Below are 16,008 nucleotides of genomic sequence, written 5' to 3' on the forward strand. Positions count from 1 at the left end.
CCCCCAGCCTGCAGCCAGGCCGTTCCCCCGCCACGCGTTCGTGGCGGGGGTCGGTCGGTCAGGCGCGGGGCTCGGTTCCGCCGTCCTCGTCGTCCGGTGCGCTCTCGCCCTGCTCCGGCGACGTGCCCTCCGACTGCTGCTGGAGACCGTCGGTCAGCGCGGCGAACGGGTCGCCCGCTCCCTGGCGGGAGACGAAGTCCAGCGGCTCGTCCAGGTCGTCCGACGTGGGCAGCAGGTCCGGGTGCGACCAGAGCCGGTCGCGCTCGGCCGGGCCGTGCTGCTGCGCCATCGCGCCCCAGACCGTGCTGGCGTCGCGCAGCCGTCGCGGGCGCAGCTCCAGCCCGACCAGGGTGGCGAAGGTCTGCTCGGCCGGCCCGCCGGAGGCGCGGCGCCGGCGCATCGTCTCGGCCAGCGCCGAGTGACCGGGCAGCCGCTCGGCGGCGGCCGCGGACACGATGCTGTCCACCCAGCCCTCGACCAGGGCCAGCAGCGTCTCCAGCCGACGCAGCGCCATCTGCTGCTCGGGGGTCTCCTCCGGCTCGAGCAGCCCGCTGCCCAGCAGCTTCTGGATGCTCTCCGGGTCGCTGGGGTCCAGGCCGCCCTCCATGCCGCTCATCGCGTCGTTCAGGCCGCGCTCGATGGCCTCGCGGTCGACGTGGATGCCCCGCGCGTAGGCGTGCACGGCATCGGTCAGCTGCTGGCGGAGCCACGGCACGTGGGCGTACAGCCGCTGGTGGGCGGCCTCGCGCAGCGCCAGGAAGAGGCGGACCTCGTCCTCAGGACGGTCCAGGCCCTCGCCGAAGGCGGCGACGTTCTGCGGCACCAGGACGCCGGCGCCCTGGGGGCCCAGCGGCAGGCCGACGTCGGTGCTGGTGGTGACCTCGTCGGCGAGCCGGGCCAGCGCCTGACCCACCTGGGCGCCGAACATGACCCCACCCATCTGGCCCATGATCCCGGCGAGCGGGCCGGCGAAGGACGCCGCCTCGGCGGGCAGCGCGCTGGTCATGGCGGCGACCACCCGCTCCGCCAGCGGGTCGATCAGCGCGGTCCAGGCCGGCAGCGTCTGCTCGACCCACTCCACCCGCGACCAGGCGAGGCCCCGGTCGACGCCGGAGGGCAGGTCGGTGACCTGGTCCAGCCAGAGGTCGGCCAGCCGCAGCGCCTCGGTCACGGCGGCCTGCTCACCGGCGGACGTCGGCTGGTGGCCAGGGGCGAGCTGGCTGATCGCGCCCTGCCGGGCGAGGTCCCAGTTCACCGGGCCGCCCGACCAGTTCATCAGCTTCTGCAGCTCGGCGAACAGCGGCATCTTGCCCAGCAGTTCCGCCGGGTTGCCGCCGCCTGCCCCGCCCGCGCCGAACAGCGCGCCGAGGCCGAAGGGGTCGTTGCCCGGCCCGTCGCCGCCCGGCCCGCCGCTGCCCTGCCCGCCGGGCTCGCCCCGGCGCTCGGGGTCGCGGTCAGGGGGCCCGAAGCCGAAGGGGAGATCGCTCATGACACCACCGTAACCGCGTGCGCCCCCGGCCGACCGCCGTCCGGACCCGCCACCGGCCGTACCGCCCCCGCTCGGCGCTGACCTGCGTCGGACCGGCGACCTGCGCTGGTCACCTACGCTCGCCGTTCGACGGGCCCGCCCGCCGGGCCGCGGGCCCGACGACGGTGGGGGCCCGACGAGGGCGGTCGACCGTCAACGAGGAGGGGTCGTGGTCGAGGGCGCAGGCGTGGGGACGGCGACGTCGCGGAGGGAGCCGGGCGCCGCCGGTGCGGTGCACCGGTGACCCGGCGGACCACGGTGCTGGTGGCCGGGACGGCGCTGCTGCTGTTCTTCGGCGTGCTGGGGACGCTGCTCCCGGTGCCCTTCGTGGCGCAGGTGCCCGGCCCGACCTACAACACCCTCGGTGACATCGACGGCACGCCGATCATCAGCGTGGAGGGCCGTGAGCCCAACGACGTCTCAGGCAACCTGAACCTGACCACCGTCGGCATCCCGCAGGACCAGCTGACGCTGGTGGGCGCGGTGCAGGGCTGGTTGGACGACGAGGTCGTGGTCGTGCCGCGCGAGCAGATCTACCCGCCGGACCGGTCGGTGGAGGAGACCCAGGCGGAGAACCGGCAGGCCTTCCTCACCTCGGAGCAGGCCGCCCGGGGCGCCGCCCTGGCCGAGCTGGGGTACCCCGAGGCGGTCGTCCTGCAGGAACTCGCCGAGGACTCGGCGTCGGAGGGCCGCCTGGAGGCCGGCGACGCGATCGACGCGGTGGACGGCACGCCCACCCCGGACCTGGATGCGCTGTCGGCCGTCCTGGCGGACACCCCACCCGGCACCTCGGTGGTCGTCGACTACCGGCGCGGCGGCGAGCCGGGGACGACGACGGTGACCACGTCCCCGGCAGCCGAGGGCGAGGGCTCGGCGCTCGGCGTGCTGGTGCTGCAGACCCCGTACGCGCCGTTCGACGTCGGGATCGAGGTCGCGGACGTCGGCGGCCCGTCCGCCGGCCTCATGCTCGCCTTGGGGATCGTCGACCTCGTGGGCGACACCGACCTCACCGGAGGCGCGGTGGTCGCCGGTACCGGGACGATCGACACCGAGGGCGTGGTGGGGCCGATCGGCGGCATCCCGCTCAAGCTCGTCGCGGCCCGGGAGATCGGGGCCGAGGTCTTCCTGGTGCCCGCCGAGAACTGTGCCGAGGCGCTGCAGAACCCCCAGGAGGGCCTGCCGACGGCCCGGGTCGCGACGCTGGACGACGCGCTGACCGCGCTGGAGGACCTGCGGGCCGGGCGGACTCCCACGCCGTGCTGACGTCGGCCCCTCCCCGTGCCGGCACCGCCTCCTCGACCCGACTGTCAGCGATCCGTGACCTGCTCGTGACCCCGCTGGGAACCCGGCGCCGCTGACAACAGTTGGAGAGGGCGGAACCCAGCGGTCCCGCCCTCCGCCCCTGGCGGTATCCCGGGCCCCTGTGATCGTGTTCCCCGGCCGGGCCCCTGAGTCCGCGCTGCCTCTACGTCGCAAGAAGCAAGAAGACAGGAGACCGACCGTGGCCATGCGGCCCCCCGTGCCGGTGCCGACGCTGTCCCGGCGCGCCAAGTTGGTCATCGGCGTCGTCGCCGTGCTGCTGGTGCTCTTCACCGTGATCGGCACGCTGACCAACGCCTACGTCGACTACCTCTGGTTCGACGAGACCGGCTTCACCGAGGTGTTCTGGACCGAGATCCAGACCCGTGCGCTCCTGTTCGCCGTGGCCGCGGTGGCCACCGGGGGGCTGGTAGCCCTCGCGGTGTACCTGGCCTACCGGTTCCGCCCGACGTTCCGGCCGATGTCGCTGGAGCAACAGAACCTCGAGCGCTACCGCCAGTCGGTCGAGCCGCGGCGCAAGCTGGTGCTGGCCGGGATCGGCGTCGTCCTCGGTCTGTTCGCCGGCATCACCGCGCAGGGCAGCTGGCAGACCTGGCTGACCTACCGCAACTCCACCGACTTCGGCACGGTCGACCCGCAGTTCGGGCTGGACATCTCGTTCTTCGTCTTCGACTACCCGTTCTACCGGCTGCTGCTGGGCTTCGGCTTCGCCATCGTCCTGCTGGCGCTGATCGGGTCGGTGCTGACCCACTACGTGTTCGGCGGCCTGCGGCTGCAGACGCCGGGCCAGAAGCTCACCGGCGCCGCCCGCGTCCAGCTGTCGGTCCTGGTCGGGGCGTTCGTCGCCCTGAAGGCGATCGCCTACTGGCTGGACCGCTACGAGTTGGTCTACTCCAACCGCGGTGAGGTCTTCAGCGGTGCGTCCTACACCGACCTGAACGCCCTGCTGCCGGCGAAGAACATCTTGGTCGTCGTCGCGGCGATCTGCGCCGTCGCCTTCTTCGCCAACATCCTGGTGCGCAACACGCTGCTGCCGGCCGCGGCGCTGGTGCTGCTGCTGGCCTCCAGCCTGGTGATCGGCGTGGCCTACCCGGCCATCGTGCAGCAGTTCGTCGTCAACCCCAGCGCCAACCAGCGCGAGGCCCCCTACATCGAGAAGGCCATCGCGGCCACCCGCGAGGCCTACGGCCTCGACGACGTCGAGTACGTCAACTACGCGCAGGACACCGCAGGCGATCCCAACGTCGGTGCCGTCCTGTCCGAGCTGCGCAACGACGACCAGACCATCCCGAACGCGCGCCTGCTGGACCCCAACGTGCTCAGTGACACGTTCACCGCGCGCCAGCAGATCCGGAACGTCTACGGCTTCCCGGAGAAGCTGGACATCGACCGGTACACCATCGACGGTCAGACCCAGGACTACGTGGTCGCCGTCCGGGAGCTCAACAGCGAGGGCCTGAGCGAGAACCAGGACAGCTGGATCAACCGGCACACCGTCTACACCCACGGCAACGGCTTCGTGGCCGCCCCGGCCAACCAGGTGACCGCCGGCCGAGAGGGTGGCGAGCCCAACTTCACCACCGGGAACCTGCCCACCACCGGCAACATCCCGGTGGACCAGAGCCGCGTCTACTACGGCGAGCTGATGAGCGACTACTCGGTGGTCGGTGCCCCCGAGGGGGTCGCCCCGCGGGAGTTCGACCAGCCGGAGGGCGGCTCGGACGAGGGGCAGATCAACAACACCTACGACGGTGACGGCGGCATCTCGGCCGGCAGCTTCTTCCGCCAGCTGACCTTCGCCATCTTCTACCGCGAGCGGAACTTCCTGCTCTCCGAGGCGGTCAACGAGGAGTCCAAGGTCCTGCACATCCGCAACCCGCGGGACCGGGTGCAGAAGGCCGCACCGTTCCTCGAGGTCGACGGCGACCCCTACCCGGCGGTGATCGACGGGCGGATCGTCTGGATCCTCGACGGCTACACCACCTCGAACTCCTACCCCTACGCCGAGCAGATGGAGCTGGGCGAGGCCGCGACCGACGCGCTCACGGGCACCGGCACGACCGCGCTGCCCAACGAGACGTTCAACTACATCCGCAACTCCGTGAAGGCCACGGTCGACGCCTACGACGGCTCGGTGACGCTGTACGAGTGGGAGTCCGACCCCGTCCTGCAGACCTACATGCAGGCGTTCCCGGGCGTCGTCGAGCCGCGGGACTCGATGAGTGCCGAGCTGGAGAGCCACATGCGGTACCCGGAGGACCTGTTCAAGGTCCAGCGGGAGATCCTCACCCGCTACCACGTCGACGACCCGGTCGACTTCTACAACCAGAACGACCGCTGGCAGATCCCGGACGACCCGACCCAGGACACCACGCAGGACCAGCCGCCGTACTACATCCTGGCCCAGCGGCCGGGTGACGAGGAGGCCAGCTTCCAGCTGACCAGCCCGATGAACGCCTTCGAACGGCAGAACCTGTCGGCGTTCATCTCCGCCTCGAGCGCGCCGGAGACCTACGGGGAGATCCAGGTCCTGCAGCTGCCCGGGAACACGCCGTTCCGTGGACCGGGCCAGGTGCAGAACGCCTTCGAGACCAACAACCTGATCCGGCCCGACCTGACCCTGTTCAACAGCGACAGTTCGACGGCGGTGTTCGGCAACCTGCTCACCCTGCCCATCGGGGACGAGGGGCTGCTCTACGTCGAGCCGCTGTACGTCCGGTCCTCCGGCGAGGGCGGGTTCCCGCTGCTGCAGAAGGTCCTGGTCAACTTCGGGGACCGGATCGGCTACGCCAACACCCTGTCCGAGGCCCTGGACCAGGTCTTCGGCGCCGGAGCGGGGGAGTCGGCCACCGACAGCAACGACATCGCCGACACCGTCGACGAGGACGCCACCCCCGACGTGGTGCCCGAGCCGATCCCGGACCCCGAGGTGCCGGTGGGGGGCCCCGCGACGGGCGACGGGCCGGGCGACGAGGCGGCGACCCCGGAGATGGCCGGCGCGGTCTCGGACATCAACGCCGCGCTGGAGGCGCTCCGGACCGCCCAGCAGGGTGGCGACTTCGCCGGCCAGGGCGCGGCGCTGGAGGACCTGCAGGTCGCGGTCGAGGCCTACCAGGCGGCGCAGGCGGCCGCCGAGGCGGCACCGGGCGGCTGAGCTCGGGGTGGGGAGGGGGCCTGAGTGCCCCCTCCCCACAGAGCTGGTAGGGTTGTCTTCACCGACGCGGGGTGGAGCAGCTCGGTAGCTCGCTGGGCTCATAACCCAGAGGTCGCAGGTTCAAATCCTGCCCCCGCTACAGAAGACAGGGCCCCTCACAGTGACTGTGAGGGGCCCTGTCGCATGTGTCCGTGCGGCGCCGGCTCGTCCCGGAGTTGCACCTCCAGCAGTACGCGGCAGCTGACGACCACCTCCCGTGCCTCCAGTTCGCCGACCTCCCGATCCAGCTCCCGGGGAGATCAGGGCGTCGCCTCGCCAGCCTGCTCGACATGCGCGCCCGCCTCGCGATCCGCACGGTCTTGTCCACGAGCGCGCTGGTGGTGGTGGTCGCTGGCTGCGGCGGGGAGGCCGACGAGACGACCGTCACCACCGACGGCGCCACGTCGGAGGCCGAGCAGGACACCAGGTCTGCCGCCGACGCCGCGTCCTTCTGCTCCGACATGGACGAGCTCTTCAGACGACTGGAGGCGTCGGCGGAGGTCGAGGACGTGGAGGCCGGCGATCCCCGTGCCGTGCGCGACGTGCTCAGCGCGTTGACCGACCAGCTGGCAGCGATGGAGCCGCCGGCGGAGCTCGACGGTCAGTTCTCGGTCGTGGTCGGCGCAGGACGGGACGCCATCGAGCAGACCCAGGGGACAGCCCCGGTCTCGCCGGAGGACCTGGCGGCGTGGCAGGGGGCCTTCGACGACTACTCGGCCCGGAGCGCACCGCCCATGGACGAGATCATGGACCACGCGCAGGTCGAGTGCGGCGTCACCCCGCCCAGCACGAACTGACCGTCGGCGGAGAGGTCTGCCCGGGCAGGTCACGCCGGGGGACCACGGTCACCGGGGGTCCGTTCTCGTCCGTGCGGGGTCGTCCTGCCGTGCCGGTGTCCCTGGCCGGGAAGATGGCCGAGCGGATGGCCGTTAGCATGGGACCAGCACCTGCCTCAGGGGCCTGTCGCTCATCCGGCGACGACGTCTTCCGTGCGGTGGGTGCCCCGGCCATCGAGTGGTGGCTGCAGGTCCCCACCGTGGGTGGGCTGTCCGGCCCCGATCACGTCGATCTGCTGCAGATCCGTGGGGCCGGGTCGTGATCGGGAGCGACCGTCCTGGTTGCCTCCTCGCGACAGCCGTCACCCCGATCGCGGACCTGTGTGCGGCACCCGCCGCGGCCACCGGGCCGGGCGTTCCAGAGGAGGATTCTTGGCTCGACGAGGCCAGGCCCAGGCGGGCACCCGCCGTGGCGCCCCGCGCACCCAGCGACGCGCCCGGGACCGTGACGAGGGCGACCTCATCGCGGTCCTCGCCCGCACCGTCCGGGAGGTCGAGGCGGCCGCCCAGCGCGGTCGCGTGACCCCCGCCGTGCGCGCGAAGTTCCAGGTCGTGGCGCTCCTGGTGCGCGAGGAGCACGCCCGGGTCCGGGCGGAGGAGGCCGGCACCGACAGCCGCCGGGCCGAGCAGCTCAAGCGGCTCGACGGGATCGGGACGATCCTCGCGAAGACCGCCGTGCGGGACTCCGGCCTGCTCGCGCTCCTCGCCGAGGACGCGGTCGTGTCCGAGGCGGCCAGGTCGCTCAAGCGGCAGCTGCTGGAGTCCGTCGGCGTCGAGCCGGTCCCCGACGAGGCGCCGGCGCCGGAGCCCGCTGCGGCTGCCGTCGCCCCCGAGCGCCAGGTGGTGCCGCAGTCGGTCGTGTCCCGGCAGCTGGCCAACCCGTTCCTGGCCCCGGACTTCTCGGCCGTCCGGCCGGCCGCGCCCCGGCCACGCCGGCTGGCCGGGTGGGAGCTGATCGGTCCGCTGCTGAACTCCTTCGAGCGCGCGTCCGGTGGCGCCCCGGCCTGCCTGGACCTCCCGTTCCCGACCAGCCGGTTCACGCCGGCCGGGCTGGACCTGATGCCGCACCAGGGGCAGCTGGTCGCCGCGGCGGCCGCCGGCCACCGGACGTTCCTGCTGGCCGACGAGCCCGGGCTGGGGAAGACGGCGCAGGCGCTGCTCGCCGCAGAGGCGGCGGACGCCTACCCGCTGCTCGTCGTCGTGCCGAACGTCGTCAAGACCAACTGGGCACGCGAGGCCGGGCTCTGGACGCCGCACCGCACGGCGACCGTGATCCACGGCAACGGGGAGACGATCGACGGCTTCGCGGACATCGTGGTCGTCAACTACGAGGTCCTGGACCGCCACGTGGGCTGGCTCGGCGACTTCGGCTTCGGCGGGATGGTCGTCGACGAGGCGCACTTCATCAAGAACAAGACCTCCCAGCGCTCGCAGCACGTGCTGGAGCTCTCCGAGCGGATCCGCACCCGCAACCCCCGCCCCCTGCTCATGGCGCTCACCGGGACGCCGTTGATCAACGACATCGAGGACTTCCGGGCCATCTGGCAGTTCCTCGGCTGGATCGACGACGCCAAGCCGCTCGCAGAGCTGATGGACACCCTCGAGGAGACCGGTCTCACGCCCGCCGACGCCGGGTTCTACGGCACGGCCCGCCGGTGCGTCATCGACCTGGGCATCGTCCGGCGTCGCAAGGTCGACGTGGCCGCCGACATCCCCGCACGCCGGATCGCCGATCTGCCCGTCGAGCTCGACGGGGCGGCCGGCCGGTCGATCCGGGCGGCGGAACGCGACCTCTCCCGCCGGCTGGTGAAGCGGTACGAGTCCGCGCTCGCGGCCCGCGAGTCCGCCACCGTCGTCGAGGGCATCGACGCCGGCCTCGTGCGCCAGGTGGCCCGCTGGGAGCTGAAGGACGCGACCTCGACCAAGGCCGGGGAGAACGTCTTCAGCATGATGCGGCGGATCGGCGAGGCGAAGGCCGGCCTCGCCGCCGACTACGCCGCGCAGCTCGCCCGCAGCGCCGGCAAGGTCGTCTTCTTCGCCAAGCACATCGACGTCATGGACACCGCCGAGGAGGTCTTCACCAAGCAGGGGGTCCGCTTCTCCTCGATCCGCGGCGACCAGACGCCGGGGGCGCGGCAGCGGAACATCGACGCGTTCGTCAACGACCCGGGCGTCTCCGTCGCGGTCTGCTCCCTGACGTCGGCCGGCGTCGGGCTCAACCTCCAGGTCGCCTCGAACCTGGTGCTCGCCGAGCTCTCCTGGACCGACGCCGAGCAGACCCAGGCCATCGACCGCGCCCACCGGATCGGCCAGACCGAGCCGGTCACCGCCTGGCGGATCATCGCCGCGCAGACGATCGACGCCCGGATCGCCGAGCTGATCGACAGCAAGGCCGGTCTCGCAGCCCGTGCACTGGACGGGTCGGACGAGGAGGTCGGCTCCTCGACCGACGTGCAGCTCGAGGCGTTGGTCGCCCTGCTGACCGAGGCGCTGGAGGCGGCGGCCGAGCCGGTCCCCGCCGCTGAGATCACCCTCTGACCCCCCCGGTGCAAGTGGTCCGCGGCGTGGGGTAACGTTCTCCTTGCGACGCGGGGTGGAGCAGCTCGGTAGCTCGCTGGGCTCATAACCCAGAGGTCACAGGTTCAAATCCTGTCCCCGCTACCAACCGGAGGGCCCGGTCACCGTCATGGTGACCGGGCCCTCCGTCTGTGTGCGCCCAGCCGGTTGTGCAGACTCTGGCTGCTGCAGCAGGACCCGGCAGCGCCGTGCGACAGGAGGACCTCCAGATGGACGCGGGACCGATCGCCGACCGGGCACGGCGATGGCCGGGGCAGGTCACCGAGCGCACGTTGGCCGACGGGCGGCCGATCCTCTACTTCGACGACGAGGCGACCGACGGCCCGGTGCACGCCACGGCCGACGCCCGTCCCCTGCTGGAGGCGCCGCGGGCGGGAGAGGTCCGCTACGACGTCCTCACCGGTGAATGGGTGACCATCGCCGGGCACCGGATGAACCGCACGTTCCTGCCCAGCGCGGCCGACTGCCCGCTCGACCCCACCCGCGACCCGTCCCGGCCGACCGAGGTGCCCGACAGCGAGTACGACGTCGCCGTCTTCGCCAACCGCTTCCCGAGCTTCGCGCCGCTGACCGCGGGACCGGCCGAGGGGGCGCCCGCCGTCCCGTTCGGCCCGCCCGACGCCCCCGCCCACGGCCACTGCGACGTGGTGGTGTTCTCCAGTGACCACGACGCCGCGGTCGTCGACCTGCCGGCTGCCCGGATGCGCACGATCGTGGAGGCCTGGGCGCAGCGGACGGCGGCGCACTCGGCCGATCCCGGTGTCGCCGAGGTCTTCGTGTTCGAGAACAGCGGCCAGGAGATCGGGGTCACGCTGACCCACCCGCACGGGCAGGTCTACGCCTATCCCGTCGTCGCGCCGCGCACCGGCCAGCTGCTCGAGCAGGCCCGCCGGCACCGGGACGCGACCGGCGGCAACCTGCTGGCCGACGTGCTGGCCGCCGAGCAGGCCGAGGGCACCCGCGTCGTGCTGGCCGGCGAGCACTTCACCGCCTACGTGCCGAGGGCCGCCCGCTGGCCGGTGGAGGTGCACCTGGCACCGCACCGCGACGTGCCCGACCTGGCCGCCCTGGACGACGCCGAGCGCGCCGAGCTGGCCGGGCTCTACCAGGAGCTGCTGCGCCGGGTGAACCGCTTCCACCCCGGCGTCGAGCGGGTGCCCTACATCTCCGGCTGGCACCAGGCACCGACCGGCGAGCAGCGCGACCTCGGACGCCTGCACCTGCAGCTGTTCTCGCTGCTGCGGGCCCCCGGGAAGCTGAAGTACCTGGCCGGCTCGGAGTCCGGGATGGGCGCCTGGATCAACGACACCACGCCGGAGCGGATCGCCGAGCGGCTGCGCGAGGTGGCGTCGTGAGCGGCGGGCGGGCCCAGGCCGAGCTCGCGGTCGCCGAGCTGCGCACCACCTGGGGGAGCGAGCCGGACGGCGTCTGGACCGCACCGGGCCGGGTCAACCTGATCGGCGAGCACGTCGACTACACCGGCGGGCGGTGTCTGCCGATGGCGCTGACCCGGGTGACGGCCGCGGCCGTCCGCCGGCGGGACGACGACCGGGTCCGGATCAGCAGCACCGACCCCGACGCCGCACCGTTCGAGGGCACCCTGGCCGACCTTGGCCCCGGCCAGGTCTCCGGCTGGGCCGCCTACGCCGCCGGGACGCTGTGGTCGCTGCAGCAGGCCGGCGTCGAGGTGCCCGGCCTGGACGTGGCGGTGAGCAGCGACGTGCCGCTGGGCGCGGGGCTGTCCAGCTCGGCCTCGCTGGAGGCGGCGGTGGCGCTGTCGGCGGCCGAACTGGCCGGTCGGGCCGACGACCGCGAGCTGCGGCACCTGCTGATCCAGGCCGCGATCCGGGCGGAGAACGAGGTCGTCGGCGCCGGCACCGGTGGGATGGACCAGACCGTCGCGCTGCTGGCCGAGGGGGGCTCGGCCCTGCTCATCCACACCCGGGACTCCCGCACCGAGCCGGTGCAGCTGGGGCTGGCCGAGGCCGGCCTGGAGCTGATGGTCATCGACACCCGGGTCTCCCACACCCTGGCCGACGGCCAGTACGCCCAGCGCCGGGCCGACTGCGAGGAGGCGGCCCGCCAGCTCGGCCTGGAGTGGCTCAGCGACGCCACCCCGGCCGACGTGGCGCGGCTGGGCGACCCGCGGCTGCAGGCGCGCACCCGGCACGTGGTCACCGAGAACCAGCGGGTCGACGAGGTCGTCGAGCTGGTGCGGGCCGGCCGGGTCGCCGAGATCGGAGCGCTGCTCGACGGCTCGCACACCTCGCTGCGCGACGACTACGAGGTCTCGGCGGTGGAGCTCGACGTGGTCGTGGTGGCGGCCCGGGCAGCCGGCGCGCTCGGCGCTCGGATGGTCGGCGGCGGCTTCGGGGGCTCGGCCATCGCCCTCATCCGGTCCACTGACGCCCAGGCGGTCGGGGACGCGGTCACGGCCGCCTGCCGCGACCGGGGCCTGACGCTGCCCGGCATCCTCACCGTCACCTCCGGTCCGGCGGCCCGCCGGCTGTCCTGACCCGTCGCGGCCGGGGAACACCCCGGCCGCGACGGGGGTTCCGCAGAGCATGGAGCCGACCGTCACCGACGCCCCCGAGGACAGCCGCTACGAGATCCGGGACGGCGACCAGCTGCTCGGCCAGGCCGCCTACCAGCGCCGCGGCGACCAGGTGGTCTTCACCCACACCGAGGTCGACAGCGACGCCGGGCAGTCGGGGCTGGGCAGCACCCTGGTCCGCGCCGCCCTGGACGACGTGCGGAGCAAGGGCGGCACCGTCGTCCCGATGTGCTCGTTCGTGCGGGGCTGGATCGAGCGCCACCCCGAGTACCGGGACCTGGTCGCCGACGAGGCCTGAGGCCGCTGCGGGCGCGCGGCGCGCGCCTGAGAGGCTGGGGACATGCGTGCCCTGGTCACCGGTTGGTTCAGTTTCGACGAGGTGATCGCCACCATCGGCGACGAACTGGGCGCCGATGCGGTGGTCGGCTGGCTCACCGAGGCCGGCATCGACCACGACGTCGCCTGGGCGCCCTACCTCCAGCGGGGCGCGAACTGGCGCGACGTCGACCCGGCCGACTACACCCACCTGGTCTTCGTCAGCGGTCCACTGTCGGACACCCCGTTGCTGCGGGAGCTGACCGCGGCCTTCGCCGACGCGCAGCGGTGGGCGGTGAACGTCTCGGTGGTCTCCGAGGCCGGGCGTGGGCTCTTCCACCGAGTCTGGGAGCGGGACGCCCCCGGCATCGCCCGGCCGGACTTCGCGATCGGCACCACCACCCCCGACGTCCCGGTGGTCGCCGTCGCCTTCGCGCCGCCGCAGGAGGAGTACGGCGACCGCAGCCGGGCCGCCCAGGTGCGGGGCGCGATCGAGGGCTGGCTGGGTGCCCGGGCGATCCCCTGGTTCGAGCTGACCATGGACCTGTACGAGAAGCCGCACGAGCGGTTCCCGCTGCAGGTGGAGGCGCTGGTCCGCCGGGCGGACGTGGTGGTGAGCATGCGGCTGCACGCCCTGGTGCTCGGTCTGGCGCACGGCGTCCCGGTGGTCGCCTGCGATGCCGTCGTCGGCGGGGCGAAGGTCACCGCGCAGGCCGCGGTGCTCGGCTGGCCGGTCGTGCTGCCCGCCGAGCAGGTGGCCGCCAACGCCCTGGACGCGGCGCTGGAGCACGCCCTGTCGGGCACGCTGACCGAGGAGCTCGCCGAGGCCCGGCGCCGGGGCGCGGCCGGCAACGCGGCGGCGCGCGAGTGGTTCCTCCGGGAGCTCACCGACGGGTGAGGTCGGGTCTGTGACTCCGGTCACGGCTGGGCTAGCGTCGGGGTGCTGTCCCCGTCCGCCTGGAGGCCGACCGTGAGCTCACCGACGCTGGACCTGGACGCCGTCGACCTGTCCGACCGGAGGTTCTGGGGTGCTCCGCCGGAGCAGCGACACGCGGTCTACGACCAGCTGCGCCGCGAGCGTCCGTTCGCGTTCTTCGCCGAGCCGGTGGTCCCCTACATCGAGCCCGGGCCCGGGTATCACGCGGTCACCCGGTACGCCGACGTCGAGGCGATCAGCTGCCAGCCGGCGCTGTTCTCCTCCGGGGCCGGGGCGGTGTCCATCGCCGACATGCCCCCGGACCTCAACGAGTTCTACGGGTCGCTGATCAGCATGGACGACCCCCGGCACGGCAAGATCCGGCGGATCGTGGCGAAGGCGTTCACGCCGCGGGTGCTGGAGAAGCTCGTGGGCAACGTGCAGGCCGTGGCCGACGACGTGGTCGCCCGCGCCCGGCGCACCGCCGAGGACGGCGACGGCACCATCGACGTGGTCGCCGACCTGGCCGCACCGATCCCGCTGCGGGTCATCTGCGACATGATGGGCGTCCCGGAGGGCGACCGGGCCCTGGTGCTGCGGCAGTCGAACGTCATCCTCTCCGGCGGTGATCCGGAGCTCGTCGAGGACGAGGAACAGATGGTCACCGCCTTCCTGAAGGCGGGGGAGGAGCTCGCCGGCCTGATGGCGCGGCTGGCCGCCGAGCGGCACGCGCACCCGGCCGACGACCTGACCACCGCCCTGGTCACCACCGAGGTCGACGGTGAGCGGCTGACCCACCAGGAGATCGCCTCGTTCTTCATCCTGCTGCTGGTCGCCGGCAACGAGACGACCCGCAACGCGATCTCCCAGGGCGTGCTGGCCCTCTCGGAGCACCCGGCGGAGCGGGAGCGGTGGGCCGCCGACCCCGGGCTCACCCGCACCGCGGTGGAGGAGATCGTGCGCTGGACCAGCCCGATCACCTGGATGCGGCGGACGGCGACCCAGGACGTCGAGCTCTCCGGGCAGTCGTTCCCGGCCGGGTCGAAGTTCCTGCTGTTCTACGGGGCGGCCAACCGCGATCCCGCCGTCTTCGCCGACCCGCACCGGTTCGACCTCTCCCGGGACCCGAACCCGCACGTCGGGTTCGGCTCCCGCGGCCCGCACTTCTGCCTGGGCGCGCACCTGGCCCGGCGGGAGATCGGCGTGGCCTTCCGGGCGTTCGCCGACCAGCTGCCCGACCTGGAGGTCACCGGCCCACCGGCCCGGCTGGAGTCCTCGTTCGTCAACGGGCTCAAGCGCCTGCCGGCGCGGCTGACGGGGGTGCGATGACCCGGGTGGTGGTCGACCGCGAGGTCTGCATGAGCGCGGGGGTGTGCGAGCTGGAGGCGCCGGAGGTCTTCGAGCTGGACACCGCCGGCCGGCTGCAGGTCGGTGAGCCGACCGACCTCACGGCGGTGGAGACCGCGGTGCGCGCGTGCCCGACCGGGGCGCTCTCGCTGGTCGAGGAGGACTGACTGCTCACCCCAGCGGGCGCAGGGCGGTGGCGAACCGCTGTTCCAGCCGGGCCGGCACGGGCCGCCGCTGCCGCACCGCCGCGGGCAGCCGGCGCAGCACGCCGGCCAGTGCCCGGCGGGCAGCTGCGTCCGCCGTCGCCCGCCGGGCCAGCCGGCCGGTCGCGGCCAGCGCCACCGGCAGTGGGCGGCGCAGCCAGTCGACGAGCACGTCGTTGCGGGTCTGCAGCGCCCACCGGGCCGTGCTGGGTGCGTCCGGGCCGGCGGGGTCGTGCCAGGCGACGACGTCCTCGCTGAACACCAGCTGCCACCCGGCCGCCGCCAGGTCCAGGGCCAGCAGGTGTTCCTCGCCGCCGAAGAACAGCAGCGGGGAGAAGCCGCCCACCGCCAGATGGGCGTCTCGGCGGACCACGGCGGCGAACGCCGGGAAGCTCAGCACGTCGGGTCCGGCGGCGGAACGGCCCAGGACGGCGGCGCGGTGCTTGCGGGTGACGGCGTCCTCGCTGCCGTCCCGGGCCATCCGCACCCGGCCGACGACCACGGCGACGTCCGGGTGGGCGTCCAGCAGGTCGGCCGCCGTCTCCAGCGCGCCCGGCTCCCACCACGAGTCGTCGTCGGCGAAGGCCACGTAGGGGGTGGTGGCCCGCTGTACGCCGTGGGTGCGGGCGACCGCGCCGGCGTTGGCCGCCAGCGCCAGCACCTCGACCCGTGGGTGGGTGGCGCGCACCGCGGCCACCGTGCCGTCCGCAGAGCCGTTGTCCACCACGACCACCGGCGGGCCGGCCGGCTCGTCGAGTCGGGCCAGGGACCGCAGCAGGGACGCCCGGCGGTCCCTGGTGGCGATGACGACGCTGACCCGGAGCTCGCTCACGACGAGGCCCCTACCCGCGGCGCGGCGCCCGCACCGCTGGTCGCGCTGAGGCGCGGGTCACCCGGCCGCGGTCAGGCGGAGAGCGCGGTGCTGGGGTGCTCCAGCGCGCCGGCGAGCTCGTCCAGCGGGAGGTCGACGGCGCGGGCGAGGGCGGCGACGGTGAAGAACGCCGGGGTGGGCACCCGGCCGGACTCGATCTTGCGCAGCGCCTCGAGGCTCACGCCGGAGGCGGCGGCGACCTCGCCGGGGGAGCGCGTACCGCGGGCGGCGCGCAGCACGGCGCCCAGCCGGCGGCCGCGGTCGCGCTCGGCGGGGGTCAGCGGAGGGCGCACCATGCCCGTGATACTAATACCGGGATACCAATACCGGAAGGATCATCATGATCGA

Annotated in this window: 13 protein-coding genes and 2 tRNA genes; 12 read left to right on the forward strand and 3 right to left on the reverse strand. The window is 73.5% G+C overall.

Annotation, left to right across the window (positions count from 1 at the left end; genetic code table 11):
- Positions 1–58: 58 nt before the first annotated feature.
- Positions 59–1,489: a zinc-dependent metalloprotease gene (locus O2W16_RS10280; protein WP_269158732.1), complete on the reverse strand. Its 1,431-nt coding sequence runs from the start codon at positions 1,487–1,489 to the stop codon at positions 59–61.
- Positions 1,490–1,768: 279 nt separating this feature from the next.
- Between O2W16_RS10280 and O2W16_RS10285 the strand changes: the two genes are divergently transcribed.
- The 12 genes from O2W16_RS10285 (at position 1,769) to O2W16_RS10340 (ending at position 14,753) form a co-directional block, all read left to right on the forward strand.
- Entirely contained in the window at positions 1,769–2,791 is a 1,023-nt protein-coding gene (locus tag O2W16_RS10285; protein ID WP_269158733.1) for a YlbL family protein, read from the forward strand.
- Between the two features lie 244 nt (positions 2,792–3,035).
- A complete protein-coding gene (locus O2W16_RS10290; protein ID WP_269158979.1) occupies positions 3,036–6,002 on the forward strand; it encodes a UPF0182 family membrane protein in 2,967 nt (988 codons plus the stop codon).
- Positions 6,003–6,067: 65 nt separating this feature from the next.
- Positions 6,068–6,141, forward strand: a tRNA-Met gene (locus tag O2W16_RS10295).
- A 190-nt stretch (positions 6,142–6,331) separates the two neighbouring features.
- Entirely contained in the window at positions 6,332–6,838 is a 507-nt protein-coding gene (locus O2W16_RS10300; protein ID WP_269158734.1) for a hypothetical protein, read from the forward strand.
- Between the two features lie 411 nt (positions 6,839–7,249).
- Positions 7,250–9,415, forward strand: coding sequence for a DEAD/DEAH box helicase (locus O2W16_RS10305; RefSeq protein ID WP_269158735.1), 2,166 nt, complete (start codon positions 7,250–7,252; stop codon positions 9,413–9,415).
- A 49-nt stretch (positions 9,416–9,464) separates the two neighbouring features.
- Positions 9,465–9,541: transfer RNA gene (locus O2W16_RS10310), tRNA-Met, on the forward strand.
- 122 nt (positions 9,542–9,663) lie between these two features.
- Complete coding sequence (galT, locus tag O2W16_RS10315; protein WP_269158736.1) at positions 9,664–10,809, forward strand: galactose-1-phosphate uridylyltransferase; 1,146 nt, start codon at positions 9,664–9,666, stop codon at positions 10,807–10,809.
- Positions 10,806–11,969, forward strand: coding sequence for a galactokinase (gene galK / locus O2W16_RS10320; RefSeq protein ID WP_269158737.1), 1,164 nt, complete (start codon positions 10,806–10,808; stop codon positions 11,967–11,969). Before galT ends, galK begins: the two co-directional genes overlap by 4 nt.
- A gap of 49 nt (positions 11,970–12,018) precedes the next feature.
- Positions 12,019–12,306 carry a GNAT family N-acetyltransferase gene (locus tag O2W16_RS10325; RefSeq protein WP_269158738.1) on the forward strand — a complete coding sequence of 96 codons (288 nt, stop codon included), beginning with the start codon at positions 12,019–12,021 and terminating at the stop codon, positions 12,304–12,306.
- Positions 12,307–12,348: 42 nt separating this feature from the next.
- Positions 12,349–13,221: a polysaccharide pyruvyl transferase family protein gene (locus tag O2W16_RS10330; RefSeq protein WP_269158739.1), complete on the forward strand. Its 873-nt coding sequence runs from the start codon at positions 12,349–12,351 to the stop codon at positions 13,219–13,221.
- A gap of 72 nt (positions 13,222–13,293) precedes the next feature.
- Positions 13,294–14,568 (forward strand): cytochrome P450, encoded by a 1,275-nt coding sequence (locus O2W16_RS10335; RefSeq protein WP_269158740.1) that lies wholly within the window; start codon positions 13,294–13,296, stop codon positions 14,566–14,568.
- Positions 14,565–14,753 carry a ferredoxin gene (locus O2W16_RS10340; RefSeq protein WP_269158741.1) on the forward strand — a complete coding sequence of 63 codons (189 nt, stop codon included), beginning with the start codon at positions 14,565–14,567 and terminating at the stop codon, positions 14,751–14,753. Before O2W16_RS10335 ends, O2W16_RS10340 begins: the two co-directional genes overlap by 4 nt.
- A gap of 4 nt (positions 14,754–14,757) precedes the next feature.
- Here O2W16_RS10340 and O2W16_RS10345 read toward each other — a convergent pair whose 3' ends face one another.
- Both O2W16_RS10345 and O2W16_RS10350 read right to left on the reverse strand, forming a co-directional pair.
- Positions 14,758–15,621: a glycosyltransferase family 2 protein gene (locus tag O2W16_RS10345; RefSeq protein WP_269158742.1), complete on the reverse strand. Its 864-nt coding sequence runs from the start codon at positions 15,619–15,621 to the stop codon at positions 14,758–14,760.
- A gap of 71 nt (positions 15,622–15,692) precedes the next feature.
- A complete protein-coding gene (locus O2W16_RS10350; RefSeq protein WP_269158743.1) occupies positions 15,693–15,956 on the reverse strand; it encodes a helix-turn-helix domain-containing protein in 264 nt (87 codons plus the stop codon).
- Positions 15,957–16,008 lie beyond the last annotated feature (52 nt).

The sequence above is a fragment of the Modestobacter sp. VKM Ac-2984 genome, assembly GCF_026967985.1.
GTDB lineage: Bacteria > Actinomycetota > Actinomycetes > Mycobacteriales > Geodermatophilaceae > Modestobacter.

What these genes read in the sequence shown, in the direction of transcription:
- galT (WP_269158736.1), top strand. Translation starts at nt 9,664, where the DNA reads ATGGACGCGGGACCGATCGCCGACCGGGCACGGCGATGGCCGGGGCAG.
- O2W16_RS10340 (WP_269158741.1), top strand. Translation starts at nt 14,565, where the DNA reads ATGACCCGGGTGGTGGTCGACCGCGAGGTCTGCATGAGCGCGGGGGTG.
- O2W16_RS10350 (WP_269158743.1), bottom strand. Translation starts at nt 15,956, where the DNA reads ATGGTGCGCCCTCCGCTGACCCCCGCCGAGCGCGACCGCGGCCGCCGG.
- O2W16_RS10325 (WP_269158738.1), top strand. Translation starts at nt 12,019, where the DNA reads ATGGAGCCGACCGTCACCGACGCCCCCGAGGACAGCCGCTACGAGATC.
- O2W16_RS10290 (WP_269158979.1), top strand. Translation starts at nt 3,036, where the DNA reads ATGCGGCCCCCCGTGCCGGTGCCGACGCTGTCCCGGCGCGCCAAGTTG.
- O2W16_RS10300 (WP_269158734.1), top strand. Translation starts at nt 6,332, where the DNA reads ATGCGCGCCCGCCTCGCGATCCGCACGGTCTTGTCCACGAGCGCGCTG.
- O2W16_RS10280 (WP_269158732.1), bottom strand. Translation starts at nt 1,489, where the DNA reads ATGAGCGATCTCCCCTTCGGCTTCGGGCCCCCTGACCGCGACCCCGAG.
- O2W16_RS10330 (WP_269158739.1), top strand. Translation starts at nt 12,349, where the DNA reads ATGCGTGCCCTGGTCACCGGTTGGTTCAGTTTCGACGAGGTGATCGCC.